The sequence below is a fragment of the Streptomyces sp. CNX435 genome (genome assembly GCF_059570575.1).
The window spans coordinates 1-13,375 of sequence record NZ_JCANTA010000001.1 but is presented as its reverse complement, the minus strand read 5'-3'; the positions used below and the strand labels follow the sequence as shown (position 1 = coordinate 13,375).

General features: G+C 70.5%; 5 protein-coding genes and 2 rRNA genes. 1 reads left to right on the top strand and 6 read right to left on the bottom strand.

The features are described from left to right. Positions 1–96: 96 nt before the first annotated feature. From T328_RS00035 to T328_RS00025, 3 genes are all read right to left on the bottom strand, one after another. Positions 97–2,835 (bottom strand): DNA translocase FtsK, encoded by a 2,739-nt coding sequence (locus T328_RS00035; RefSeq protein ID WP_496493680.1) that lies wholly within the window; start codon positions 2,833–2,835, stop codon positions 97–99. A 92-nt stretch (positions 2,836–2,927) separates the two neighbouring features. Further along, complete coding sequence (locus T328_RS00030; RefSeq protein WP_496493679.1) at positions 2,928–3,590, bottom strand: response regulator; 663 nt, start codon at positions 3,588–3,590, stop codon at positions 2,928–2,930. 243 nt (positions 3,591–3,833) lie between these two features. Continuing rightward, positions 3,834–9,362 carry a HAMP domain-containing protein gene (locus T328_RS00025; protein ID WP_496493678.1) on the bottom strand — a complete coding sequence of 1,843 codons (5,529 nt, stop codon included), beginning with the start codon at positions 9,360–9,362 and terminating at the stop codon, positions 3,834–3,836. A gap of 220 nt (positions 9,363–9,582) precedes the next feature. Here T328_RS00025 and T328_RS00020 point away from each other — a divergent pair, with 220 nt between their 5' ends. Further along, on the top strand, positions 9,583–12,222 hold the full coding sequence (locus T328_RS00020; protein WP_496493677.1) for a SpoIIE family protein phosphatase: 2,640 nt from the start codon (positions 9,583–9,585) through the stop codon (positions 12,220–12,222). A 61-nt stretch (positions 12,223–12,283) separates the two neighbouring features. Here T328_RS00020 and T328_RS00015 read toward each other — a convergent pair whose 3' ends face one another. The 3 genes from T328_RS00015 to T328_RS00005 all read right to left on the bottom strand — a co-directional run. Further along, positions 12,284–12,958, bottom strand: coding sequence for a cytidylate kinase family protein (locus T328_RS00015; protein WP_496493676.1), 675 nt, complete (start codon positions 12,956–12,958; stop codon positions 12,284–12,286). 84 nt (positions 12,959–13,042) lie between these two features. After that, positions 13,043–13,159: ribosomal RNA gene (gene rrf / locus T328_RS00010) — 5S ribosomal RNA — on the bottom strand. 76 nt (positions 13,160–13,235) lie between these two features. After that, positions 13,236–13,375, bottom strand: a 23S ribosomal RNA gene (locus T328_RS00005); the annotation flags it as partial.

Genomic DNA, 13,375 nt, shown 5'->3' with positions numbered 1-13,375 from the left:
TGGGCCATCGGGATAGACGTACAGCCCGACCGCGGTTCACCCGACCGGCCCATGGGTGTGACGCATCAGGCGCCGAACCGGTTGCCCGGATCGCCGCTACGGGTGATCCTGCCCCCGCAGCTGGGCGAGCACTCCGTCCATTTCATCCGGTTTGATGAGTACGTCCCTGGCCTTCGAACCCTCACTCGGACCGACGATGCCGCGCGACTCCATCAGGTCCATCAGCCGGCCCGCCTTGGCGAACCCGACCCGCAGCTTGCGCTGCAGCATCGAGGTGGAGCCGAACTGCGTGGAGACCACCAGCTCGGCCGCCTGGCAGAGCAGGTCGAGGTCGTCGCCGATCTCCTCGTCGATCTCCTTCTTCTTCGCGCCGCCGACCACCACGTCCTCGCGGAAGACCGGCGCCATCTGGTCCTTGCAGTGCTGCACGACGACGGCGATCTCGTCTTCCTCGATGTACGCGCCCTGCAGCCGGATCGGTTTGTTCGCGCCCATCGGCAGGAACAGCCCGTCGCCCTTGCCGATCAGCTTCTCGGCGCCGGCCTGGTCGAGGATGACGCGGCTGTCGGCGAGGGAGGAGGTGGCGAAGGCCAGCCGGGAGGGCACGTTCGCCTTGATCAGGCCGGTGACGACGTCGACGCTGGGGCGCTGGGTGGCGAGCACCAGGTGGATGCCGGCGGCACGGGCCAGCTGCGTGATCCGTACGATCGCGTCCTCGACGTCCCGCGGGGCGACCATCATCAGGTCGGCCAGCTCGTCGACGATCACCAGCAGGTACGGGTACGGGGCCAGGTCCCGTTCGCTGCCGGGCGGGGCGGTGGCCTTGCCGGAGCGGACGGCGGCGTTGAAGTCGTCGATGTGGCGGTAGCCGTAGGCGGCGAGGTCGTCGTAGCGCAGGTCCATCTCGCGCACTACCCACTGCAGCGCCTCGGCGGCCCGCTTGGGGTTGGTGATGATGGGCGTGATCAGGTGCGGGATGCCCTCGTACGCGGTCAGCTCCACCCGCTTGGGGTCGACCAGGACCATCCGTACGTCCTCCGGCGTGGCCCGCGCCATGACGGAGGTGATCAGGCAGTTGATGCAGGAGGACTTGCCGGAGCCGGTGGCGCCGGCGATGAGGATGTGCGGCATCTTGGCGAGGTTCGCCGAGACGTAGCCGCCCTCGACGTCCTTGCCGAGGCCGACGAGCATCGGGTGGTCCTCGCCGGCCGCCTCCGCGGAGCGCAGGACGTCGCCGAGCTTGACCATCTCGCGGTCGCTGTTGGGGATTTCGATGCCGACGGCGGACTTGCCGGGGATGGGGCTGATGATGCGCACGTCGGGGCTGGCGACGGCGTAGGCGATGTTCTTCGTCAGCGCCGTGATGCGCTCGACCTTCACGGCGGGGCCCAGCTCCACCTCGTACCGCGTGACGGTCGGGCCGCGGGTGAAGCCGGTGACGGCGGCGTCGACCTTGAACTCGGTGAAGACCTGGGTGAGGGAGGCGACGACGGCGTCGTTGGCGGCGCTGCGGGTACGGCCCGGGCCGCCGCGCTCCAGGATGTCGAGGGACGGCAGCGCGTAGGTGATGTCGCCGGAGAGCTGGAGCTGCTCGGCGCGAGGCGGCAGGACGGTGGGGTCGGGCTCGGCGGTCTGCTTGGTGAGGTCGGGGACGGAGGATTCCGCGTTCTCCGTACGTACGGCCTGCTCCGCGCCCGACTCCTCGCGTGCCGCGGGTACGCCCCCGGTGCGCTCGGCGACGCCGTGGGTGAGGTCGGCGAGCAGCGGGGACGGCTGGACGCCGTGCAGCACGGCGCCGTCGAGGTCGGTGGCCGCGGCGGCGGCCGCGTCGATGGGGTCCATGCCGCCGTTCTCGCGGGCGGCGGCGGCGCGGCGCGCGGCGGCGGAGGGCCCGGCCGGGGCCGCGGGGGCCGTGGGGGCCGTCTTGCGGGTACGGCGGCGGCGCGGCGGCGGGGGCGGCTCGTCGTCGGCGTCCTCGTCCGTACGGACCAGGCCGTCGCGCCAGTCGTCGTCGAAGTCCTCCGCCTTGGCCGCCACCGCCGGGTCGGGGCGCGGCTGTACGAGGCCGAGCCGGACGCCGGCGGCGTGGATCCGGTCGGGGATCGCCGCGACCGGGGTGGCGGTGACGACGAGCAGCCCGAAGATGGTCAGCAGCACCAGCAGCGGCAGCGCGAGCACGTCGCCGAGGGTGGTGACCAGCGGCCGGGACACGGCCCAGCCGACGAACCCGCCGGAGTCCCTGATCGTCTGCGTGCCCTCACCGCGCCCCGGGGTGCCGCAGGCCAGGTGCACCAGCCCGAGCACACCGATGACGAGGGCGGACAGGCCGATGACGATACGGCCGTTGGCCTCGGTCTTCTCGGGGTGGCGGATGAGGCGTACGGCGATGGTGGCCAGCAGGATCGGCACGAGCAGGTCGAGGCGGCCGAAGGCGCCGGTGACCAGGATCTCGACCAGCTCGCCGACGGGGCCCTGCAGATTCGACCAGGTGCCGGCCGCGACGATCAGGGCGATGCCGAGCAGCAGCAGCGCGAGGCCGTCCTTGCGGTGGGCGGGGTCGAGTCCCCTGGCGCCGCGCCCTATGCCGCGGAAGAGGAAGCCGACGGTGTGGGCGAGGCCGAGCCAGATCGCGCGCAGCAGATGAAGGACACCCGCGGTGGGCGAGGGGGCGGGCTTCTTCGCCGCCGCCTTCTTCGACCCGCCCGCGGCCTTCTTCGCCGGCGGCTTCTTGGCGGGTGCCTTCTTCGCGGGCGCTTTCTTCGCCGCGGCCTTTTTGGCCGTGCTACCTCCGGACCGCTGCCGGGAGTTGCCGCTGCCAGAGGTACGTGAGGCCATACGTGCGAGATTACCGGCAGCGCACGCACGGGACACGTAGGACGTGCAGGTACGCTTCCCCCGCGCACCCGGGCCCGACCCGGCCGGCGGGGCTACTCCGCGTCGGGGCGGGAGCCGGGCTCCAGGGCGTCAATCGCCTTGCGCAGCCCGGTGAGTTTCCGCTCCAGGTGCGCGGCGGTGGCGACCACGGCGGACTCCGCGCTCGACCCGCTGAGCTGCTTCGACAGTGCCTCGGCCTGCTCCTCGGCGGCGGCGAGCCGGGCGGACAGCTCGGCGAGCACCCCGGTCTGCGCGGCCCCGTCTCCGTTGCCCTTCTGGGCGCCCTCCAGCTGCAGCCGCAGCAGTCCGGCCTGCTCGCGCAGCTGCAGGTTCTTCATGTACAGCTCGACGAAGACCGACACCTTCGCCCGCAGCACCCAGGGGTCGAAGGGCTTGGAGATGTAGTCGACGGCTCCGGCGGCGTAGCCGCGGAACGTGTGGTGCGGGCCGTGGTTGATGGCCGTGAGGAAGATGATCGGGATGTCGCGGGTGCGCTCGCGGCGCTTGATGTGCGCCGCGGTCTCGAACCCGTCCATGCCCGGCATCTGCACGTCGAGCAGGATCACCGCGAAGTCCTCGGTCAGCAGCGCTTTGAGCGCCTCCTCCCCGGACGACGCCCGCACCAGGTGCTGATCAAGCGCGGAAAGGATGGCCTCCAGCGCCAGCAGATTCTCCGGCCGGTCATCGACCAGGAGAATCTTGGCCTTCTGCACCATGGCCTGCCCTCCTCGCCCCGGCGGTGTGCCGGTCCTCGTCGCGGAAGACGCGCCCACCGTGCCCACCGCCCTCGTGCCGGTCATCGTATCCACACCCCGAGACTCGCCACACCCTGTCACCGAGTTGTCACCGCCAACGCAGCGACAACGCGCCTGCGATCAGTTTGGTTCCCGGAAACCCGTGTTCTCACACGCATTTGGACACACTGAGTCATCAAAGAGCAGGATTTCACGGCGATTTGACTACTCTCCGCTTACCCAGCCGCTCATAACCGCGAGCAATCGGTCGGTATCGACAGGTTTGGTGACATAGTCCGATGCGCCCGCTTCGATGCTCTTCTCCTTGTCGCCCTTCATCGCCTTCGCCGTCAGCGCGATGATGGGCAGCCCGGCGAACTGCGGCATCCGGCGGATCGCCTCCGTCGTGGCGTAGCCGTCCATCTCCGGCATCATGATGTCCATCAGCACCACGGCCACGTCCTCGTGCTGCTCCAGTACCTCGATGCCCTCGCGGCCGTTCTCCGCGTACAGCACCGCGAGCCCGTGCTGCTCCAGCACGCTGGTGAGCGCGAAGACGTTGCGGATGTCGTCGTCGACGATCAGCACCTTCTCGCCGCGGAACGTGCCCTTGAAGCGCGCCGCCGCCTGCCGCTGCGCCGCCGCCTTCTCCGGCCCGCCGCCGTCCGCGGAGAGGCCGCCGGAAGCCACTCCAGGCGCCGCTGAGGCGTCCGTCACGCGCCCGTCGTCCATGGGCCCGGCCGGCGGCCCCACGGCCGCTGAGCGCCCGTCAGCGGCCTTCCTCGGGCGCGTACGGCCCGAAGGCGGCGCCACGACGTCGGCCGCACCTCCCGCGGCGGCCTTCGCCGCCTCGGCGTGCTCCCGCCCCGCCGCCGCGAGCGCGTCCGCGGCGGCGGCGGCGCCCGTGCCCGCCCGCCCGGGGGCCGGCAGCTCGGTCGGGTGCAGCGGCAGGTAGAGCGTGAACGTCGAGCCGCGGCCCGGCTCGCTGTCGACGTGGATCTCGCCGCCCAGCAGCCGGGCGATCTCCCGGCTGATCGACAGCCCGAGCCCGGTGCCGCCGTACTTCCGGCTCGTCGTGCCGTCGGCCTGCTTGAACGCCTCGAAGATCACGCCCATCTTGTTGGCCGGGATGCCGATCCCGGTGTCGGTGACCGAGAACGCGATCAGCTCGGCGTCCGGGTCGCGCAGCGCGCCCTGCTCCAGCAGCTGTTCCTTGATGGCCCGCGGCACGTCGTCCCGGGCGGTGCGGATCAGCAGCTCCACCGCCCCGCTGTCGGTGAACTTCACCGCGTTCGACAGCAGGTTGCGCAGGACCTGCAGCAGCCGCTGCTGGTCGGTGCTGAGCGTCGCGGGCGGGTCGGGCGAGACGCGTACGGAGAAGTCGAGGCCCTTCTCCGCCGTCAGCGGCCGGAACGTCGCCTCCACGTAGTCGACGAGCTGGACCACCGCGATCCGGGTGGGGCTCACGTCCATCTTGCCGGCCTCGACCTTCGACAGGTCGAGGATGTCGTTGATCAGCTGCAGCAGGTCGGAGCCCGCGCCGTGGATCGTCTCGGCGAACTCCACCTGCTTCGGCGTCAGGTTCCCGTCGCCGTTGTCGGCGAGCAGCTTGGCCAGGATCAGCAGGGAGTTCAGCGGCGTGCGCAGCTCGTGCGACATGTTCGCCAGGAACTCGGACTTGTACCGCATCGAGACCGCAAGCTGCTCGGCCCGTTCCTCCAGGCCCCCCTTCGCCTCCTCGATCTCGACGTTCTTGATCTCGATGTCGCGGTTCTGCCGGGCCAGCAGCTCGGCCTTCTCCTCCAGCTCGGCGTTCGACTCCTGCAGCGCCTTCTGCCGCACCTCCAGCTCGCCCTGGCGGTCGCGCAGCTGCGCCGCCAGCTCCTGGGACTGGCTCAGCAGCACCTCCGTCTTGGAGTTGACGCTGATGGTGTTGACGCTGGTCGCGATGACCTCGGCGATCTGGCCCAGGAAGTCCTTCTGGATCTGGGTGAACGGCTGGAACGACGCCAGCTCCACCACGCCCAGCACCCGGCCCTCGAAGATCAGCGGGAGCACGATCACGTGGGCCGGCGGCGCCTCGCCGAGCCCCGAGGCGATCTTCAGATAACCCCTGGGGACGTTCTCGACGACGATCGGTCGCCGCTCCTGCGCGGCCGTGCCCACCAGGGTCTCGCCGGGGCGCAGCACGTACGGCAGCTCGCTGCCGGAGTGCCCGTACGAACGGATCATGCGCAGCTCGTACGCGTCGTCCCCGCTGGCCGCGCCGATCTCGACGACGGCCTCGGCGCCGGAGCGCTGCACCAGGAAGAACGCCCCGTGCTGCGCGGCCACCACCGGCGTCAGCTCGCTCATGATGAGCCGCGCGACGTCGGCGAGGTCGCGGCGGCCCTGCAGCAGGCCGGAGATGCGGGCGAGGTTGCCCTTGAGCCAGTCCTGCTCCTTGTTGGCGGTGGTCGTCTCGCGGAGCTTCACGATCATCGTGTTGATGTGGTCCTGCAGCTCCAGGATCTCGCCGGAGGCGTCCACGTCGATCTTGAGGTTGAGGTCGCCGCGGGTCACCGCCGTGGCCACCTGGGCGATCTGCCGCACCTGGCTGGTCAGGTTGTTCGCCATCAGGTTCACGGACTCCGTGAGGTCCTTCCAGATGCCGGAGACCCCCGGCACCCGCGCCTGCCCGCCGAGGCGGCCCTCCGTGCCCACCTCGCGGGAGACCCGGGTGACCTCGTCGCCGAAGGACGACAGCTGGTCGACCATCGTGTTGATCGTGGTCTTCAGCTCCAGGATCTCGCCCTGCGCGGCCACGTCGATCTTCTTCGACAGGTCGCCGCTGGCCACGGCGGTGGTCACCATGGCGATGTTGCGCACCTGGTTGGTGAGGTTGGAGGCCATCGAGTTCACGGACTCGGTGAGGTCCTTCCACGTACCCGAGACGCCGGGCACCCGGGCCTGGCCGCCGAGCCGGCCGTCGGTGCCGACCTCGCGGGCGACGCGGGTGACCTCGTCGGCGAACGACGACAGCGTTTTGACCATGGTGTTGACGGTGGCGGCGAGCTGCTGGACCTCGCCGCGGGCCTCGACGGTGACCGTACGGGTCAGGTCGCCGTTGGCGACGGCGGTGGCGACCTGGGAGATGTTGCGCACCTGGCTGGTCAGGTTGACCGCCATCTGGTTCACGTTGTCGGTGAGGTCCTTCCAGATGCCGGAGACTCCGCGCACCCGGGCCTGCCCGCCGAGCTGGCCCTCCGTACCCACCTCGCGCGCCACCCGCGTGACCTGCTCGGCGAACGACGACAACTGGTCCACCATCGTGTTCACCGTCGTCACGAGTTCGAGGATCTCGCCCCGCGCGTCGACGGTGATCTTCTTGGAGAGGTCGCCGCGCGCCACCGCGGTGGTGACCTCGGCGATGCTGCGCACCTGCGAGGTCAGGTTGTTCGCCATCGAGTTGACGGACTGGGTGAGGTCCTTCCACGTACCGGAGACGCCCTGGACCTCCGCCTGGCCGCCGAGCTTGCCCTCGGTGCCGACCTCGCTGGCGACCCGGGTGACCTGGTCGGCGAACGACGAGAGCTGATCGACCATCGTGTTCAGAGTGTTCTTCAGCTCCAGGATCTCGCCGCGCGCGTCCACATGGATCTTCTGCGACAGATCGCCGCGCGCCACGGCCGTCGCGACCTGGGCGATGCTGCGGACCTGGCCGGTCAGGTTGCCGGCCATGAAGTTGACCGAGTCCGTCAGGTCACGCCAGACGCCGGCCACGCCCTGCACCCGGGCCTGCCCGCCGAGCCGGCCGTCGGTGCCGACCTCGCGCGCCACCCGCGTCACCTGCTCGGCGAACGACGAGAGCTGATCGACCATCGTGTTGATGGTGTTCTTCAGCTCCAGGATCTCGCCGCGCGCGTCGACCTCGATCTTCTGCGACAGGTCGCCGCGCGCCACGGCCGTCGTCACCTGCGCGATGTTGCGCACCTGGAGCGTCAGGTTGCTCGCCATGTAGTTGACGGAGTCGGTCAGGTCCTTCCACGTACCCGAGACCCCCTCGACGCGCGCCTGCCCGCCGAGCCGGCCCTCCGTGCCCACGTCCCGCGCCATCCGCGTGACCTGGTCGGCGAAGGAGGACAACTGGTCCACCATCGTGTTCACGGTGTTCTTCAGCTGGAGCATCTCGCCGGAGACGTCCACGGTGACCTTCTGCGACAGGTCGCCGTTCGCGACGGCCGTCGTCACCTGCGCGATGTTGCGCACCTGGCCGGTCAGGTTATGGAAGGCCGTGTTGACCGAGTCGACGAGGTCCTTCCAGGTGCCCGCGGCGCCGGGCACCTGCGCCTGGCCGCCGAGTTCGCCCTCCGCGCCGACCTCGCGGGCGACCCGCGTGACCTCGGCGCCGAAGGCCGACAGCTGATCGACCATCGTGTTCACGGTGTTCTTCAGCTCCAGCATCTCGCCGGAGACGTCCACGGTGACCTTCTGCGACAGGTCGCCGTTGGCCACCGCCGTCGTCACCTGCGCGAATTCGCGCACCTGCCGGGTGAGGTCGGAGAAGGCGGTGTTCACCGAGTCGGTGAGGTCCTTCCAGGTCCCCGCGGCGCCCGGCACCTGCGCCTGCCCGCCGAGCCGCCCCTCCGCGCCGACCTCGCTGGCCACGCGCGTGACCTCGCCGGCGAAGGTGCGCAGCGTCTCGGTCATGGTGTTGATCGTGTCCGCGAGCTGGGCGACCTCGCCGCGTGCACTCACGGTCACCTTCTGCGACAGGTCGCCGTTGGCGACCGCGGTGGTGACCTGCGCGATGCCGCGCACCTGGGCGGTGAGGTTGCCCGCCATCAGGTTCACGCTGTCCGTGAGGTCCTTCCACACCCCGCCGACGCCCTCGACCTGCGCCTGCCCGCCCAACTCGCCCTCGGTGCCCACCTCGCGGGCCACCCGGGTCACCTCGGAGGAGAACGCGGAGAGCTGGTCGACCATCGTGTTGACGGTGTTCTTCAGCGCCAGCATCTCGCCGTCGACGTGGACGGTGACCTTGCGCGACAGGTCGCCCTTGGCGACCGCCGTGGTGACCAGGGCGATGTCGCGGACCTGGGCGGTCAGCCGGTACGCCATGGTGTTCACGGAGTCCGTGAGGTCCTTCCAGGACCCGGACATCCCGCGCACCTTCGCCTGCCCGCCGAGCTTGCCCTCGGTGCCGACCTCGCTGGCGACCCGGGTCACCTCGTCCGTGAACACGGAGAGCTGGTCCACCAGCCCGTTGACCGTACGGCCCATCTTCAGCACTTCGCCGCGGAGCGGGTGCGGGGCGCCGTCCTGGCCCTGCGGCCGCAGGTCCATGCGCTGCTGCAGGTCGCCGTCCGCCACGGCGGTCAGCACCCGGCCGACGTCCGCGAGGGGGCGTACGAGATCGTCGACCAGCGCGTTCGACGCGTCGACCGCCGCCGCCCACGACCCCTCGCAGGGCCCCGCGGCCAGCCGCTCCGCCAGCTTGCCCTCCCGCCCGACCATGCGCCGCACCCGCGACAGCTCGCCGGTGACGTGCAGGTTGCGCTCCGCGACCTCGTTGTAGACCTCGGCGATCTCGGACATCAGACCGTCGCCGCCCGCCCGGAGCCGCTTGCGGAAGTTGCCGTCGCGCATGGACTCCAGCGCGCCCAGCAGGCGGTAGAGCGAGGCCGTATCGACCTGTGTCGTCCCGGAGGGCGTCCGGGAGCGTCCGCCCCTCGTGCGCGGACTCACGCCCGTCGCGCTCGCGTCAGACTCCACTGTGTCCCTCCCGCAGGGTCGACGTTCACCTCGGGCTCCCTCCGAAGCCTTCCCAGTGTTTCACCCCTGCCCTGGCAGGCCATAACAGTTCGGCGGCTAAGACGCACTTTCCGAGTGTTAAGAGAAGGATCCGGCATCTGTCCGCAGGGTGAAGGTAAGTACCCTGGCATCCGCCGTCCATCCCTTCAGCCGGGAGAGTGGCACATCGAGAGGAGAGCTGGTGACCACCGCGCGGGCTGCGGCCACCTTCGAGCCGGTCGGGCGCTCCGTCGCCGCGGCCAGGACCTTCGTCCGCGACACCCTCCAGGGCTGGGGCTATCCCGAGGCTACAGACGACGCCGTCGTGCTGACCAGTGAGCTTGTCACAAACGCCATAGTTCATGCGGGTACGGCGGTTGATGTCCTGTGTATCCGGATGGCCGACGCGGTACGGGTCGAGGTCGCGGACCGGCACGCCGAGCGCGAGTTGCCCCTGCACAGCCCCGCACTGCAGCCCGCCCCCCTCGACCGCGAAGGCGGTCGCGGCCTGATGCTCTGCGCCGCCCTCGCCAGCCGCTGGGGCGTCGACTACACCGCGGAGCACAAGCGCGTCTGGTTCCAGCTCTCCGTCGCCGAGCCGCCCGCCGGCACCCGCGCCGCCGGCCCCGAACTGCCCGTCGACGAGCTGCCGCTGGCCGAGGAGCGCATCCGCGTCGCGGTCGTCCGCATCGACCGCGGCGGCCTCGTCAGCGAGTGGAACGACGACGCCCGCGACCTCTTCGGGTACGAACCGGAGAAGGTCGTCGGCAAGCCCCTCGGCGACCTCGCCGCCTGGCCCCACACCCCCGGCACCGGCACCGGGCTCGTCGAGGCGCTCCGGCTGTCCCGCTGGGAGGGCTCGTACGGCATCCGCTGCAACGACGGGCGCGTCACCCCCGTCTACGCCTCGCACATGCGCCTGCGCAACTCCGCCGGCGACCCGTCCACGATCTGCCTCATGGTCCGCGACCGCGAACGCGCCGTCCTGCAGAGCCCGCTGCGCACCTCCGCCGGCGACACCGCCGGCGGCGAGGGCCGTACCAACGCCTTCCCCGGTGGCGACTCCTTCGAGGCGTTCATCGGCACCCCCTCCCCCGACGACCTCGACGGCCTGCTGCAGCGCACCGTCGAGCGCGCCCGCGACATGCTCGCCGGCGACGCCGCGTACCTGCTGCTCGCCACCGACGACGAGACCGAGCTCGAAGTACGCGCCTCCACCGGCCTGCCGTCCGCCCGCCAGCGGTTCGCCCGCGTCCCCGTCGAGACCGGCGCCGGACGCTACGGCTCTGCCCGCCTCCCGGCCGTCCACGAGGACCTCATGGCGGACGCCGACGCCGTCCCCCTGCTGGCCGCCACCGGCATGCGGTCCGTCGTCTCCGTACCGCTGAAGGTCGAGGGCCGGCTCACCGGATCCCTCGGCGTCGCCGCCGAGGTGCCCGGCCGCTATACCAACGAGGAGGCGCTGCGGCTGCAGTTCGCCGCCGACCGCATCGCGCTCGCCGTCGAATCCGCCCGCCTCGGCGAGCTGGAGCGGCTGCGCCGCGGCTCGCTGTCCTTCCTCGTCGAGGCGTCCGACCTGCTCGCCGGCACCCTCGACCGAGACCAGACACTGGCTCTCATGGCCCAGATGATCGTCCCCACGCTGGCCACCTGGTGCGCCGTCTACACCCTCCCCGAGCAGGCCGAGCCCGAACTCAGCTACGTCCTGCACGAGGACGAGGAGCGCATCGACGACCTGCGCGCCCTGCTCTCCCGCATCGACCCGCCGGACGCCGTCCTCGTCCCCGGCGCCCGCCTCTGGCGCGGCCCCGGCGACGCGGCGCACACGCTGGCGATGCGCAGCTCGTTCCTCAGCCTCAGCATCGCCGGCAACACGACCCTCGCCGAGGACGCCGAGACATCCCTGGCCACGGCCTCCACCGTCGGTGGTGAAACCGTTGTGCTGCCGCTCGTCGCCCGCAACCGCGTCATCGGCATGCTCGTCCTGGGCAAGCCGACCGACGAGCACTTCCGCCAGGAAATCCTCGAACTCGCCGAGGACCTCTCCCGCCGGGCAGCCCTCGCGCTCGACAACGCGCGCCTCTACTCCGAGCGCACCACCATTAGCCAGTCCCTGCAGCGCAGCCTCCTGCCCCCGGGCCTGCCGGACGTCCCCGGGGTCGAGGTCGAGGTCATCTACCGCCCGGCGGGCGAGGGCAACGAGGTCGGCGGCGACTTCTACGACCTCTTCGAAATCCGGGACGGCACATACGGCTTCGCGATCGGAGACGTCTGCGGTACGGGCCCGGAAGCCGCCGCCGTCACGGGCCTCGCCCGCACGGCCATCCGCCTGCTGGCCCGCGAGGGCTTCGGCGGCCCGGCGGTACTGGAGCGCCTCAACGCCGCCATCCTCGACGAGGGCGCGCGCGGCCGCTTCCTGACCCTCCTCTACGGCGAACTCTGGCCCCAGCCGGACGGCAGCGCCGTCCTCAAAACCGTCTGCGCCGGCCACCCGCCGCCGCTCCGCCTGCGCCCCGACGGCACGGTGGAACAGGCCACGGAGTCCCAGCCGCTGCTGGGCGTCATGGACGACCTGGAGCTGCACAGCGAAGAATTGGTCCTCGACCCGGGCGACGTCCTCCTGTGCGTCACGGACGGCGTCACCGAACGCCGCGAAGGCACCCGGATGCTCGGCGACGAGGGCCTGGTCGACGTCCTCACCACGTGCACGGGCCTCACGGCGGGCGCGGTGGCGGCCCGCGTACTGCGCACCGTGGAGCGCTTCGCGGCGGAGCCGGCGTCGGACGACATGGCAATCCTGACGATGCGGGTACCGGGTCAGATGAACGCAAACGGGGAGTAGGGCTGCAGGCCCGGGACCGAGGGCCCGCTCTTCCATACGCGCTCTCGCCGGAACTCTGCGTTCAACGCGTTCGCACCTCCCAGACCGGCCGCCGGGGCTCGTCATTGTGCACGATGATGTCGGCGCGCTCGGTCGGGCGGACCGCAGCGAAGTAGTACTGCTGGGAGGGGATGTAACGCTCACGCCAGCGCCGCTCGACCTCCGCCGGAGATGACACCCGACCCTCTCGACTCACGGCACGACTCACGGTCTTCTCAAGTGCGGTCGACACGAAGATGCGCAGGTCCCACCGATCAATCAGTTCCGGACGCATGAGGAAGACGCCGTCGACGACCAGCACGGCGTCGGCGGGGGCAGTCGTGACCGGCGGGGACAGCGCACTATCCGAGGTGTGGTCGTAGACCGTGTGCTGGAAACGCCGGTCTCCGCCCGGGCCGAGCGGATCGAGCAGAACCCGCTTCAGCGCCTCGGTGTCGTGGGTGTCGAAGTAGCAGCCTTCGGCCGAGTACTCGCCGCGCCGATACCGCCGCGCCCGGGGGGAGAGGAAATCGTCGATCGTCGCGCGGATGACGTCGCGGCCCTGCGCACGCAGGACGACGGCCAGCTCATCGGCGAGCGTGGTCTTGCCGGCGGCGGGCGGCCCGTCGACGGCGACTCGCGTCGGGTGTGCGGCCGTAACAGACCCGACTGCCCCGGCCAGACGGCCGAGCACCTGGTCGCGGGTGCCTTGGTCCATGTCCTGTCGTCCTACTTCAGGTTGCACGGGATCCGGAAATGACTCAACCCCCGGACGGTGTCCGGGGGTTGAGTTCTAAAGATTGTTCGGCGGTGACCTACTCTCCCACACGGTCCCCCATGCAGTACCATCGGCGCGGTCAGGCTTAGCTTCCGGGTTCGGAATGAGACCGGGCGTTTCCCCAACGCTATGACCACCGAAACACAATGAAACAAACAACCAGCAACAAACAAAGCGGGTTGTTGTCTCAGAACCAACACAGTGGACGCAAGCAGCTATGGACAAGCCCTCGGCCTATTAGTACCGGTCACCTCCACCCCTCACAGGGCTTCCAGATCCGGCCTATCAACCCCGTCGTCTACAGGGGGCCTTAACCCCTACAAGGGGGTGGGAGTCCTCATCTCGAAGCAGGCTTCC

Excerpts from the sequence above, each read along its gene's own strand:
- T328_RS00035 (WP_496493680.1), bottom strand. The coding sequence starts at position 2,835 with ATGGCCTCACGTACCTCTGGCAGCGGCAACTCCCGGCAGCGGTCCGGA.
- T328_RS00030 (WP_496493679.1), bottom strand. The coding sequence starts at position 3,590 with ATGGTGCAGAAGGCCAAGATTCTCCTGGTCGATGACCGGCCGGAGAAT.
- T328_RS00015 (WP_496493676.1), bottom strand. The coding sequence starts at position 12,958 with ATGGACCAAGGCACCCGCGACCAGGTGCTCGGCCGTCTGGCCGGGGCA.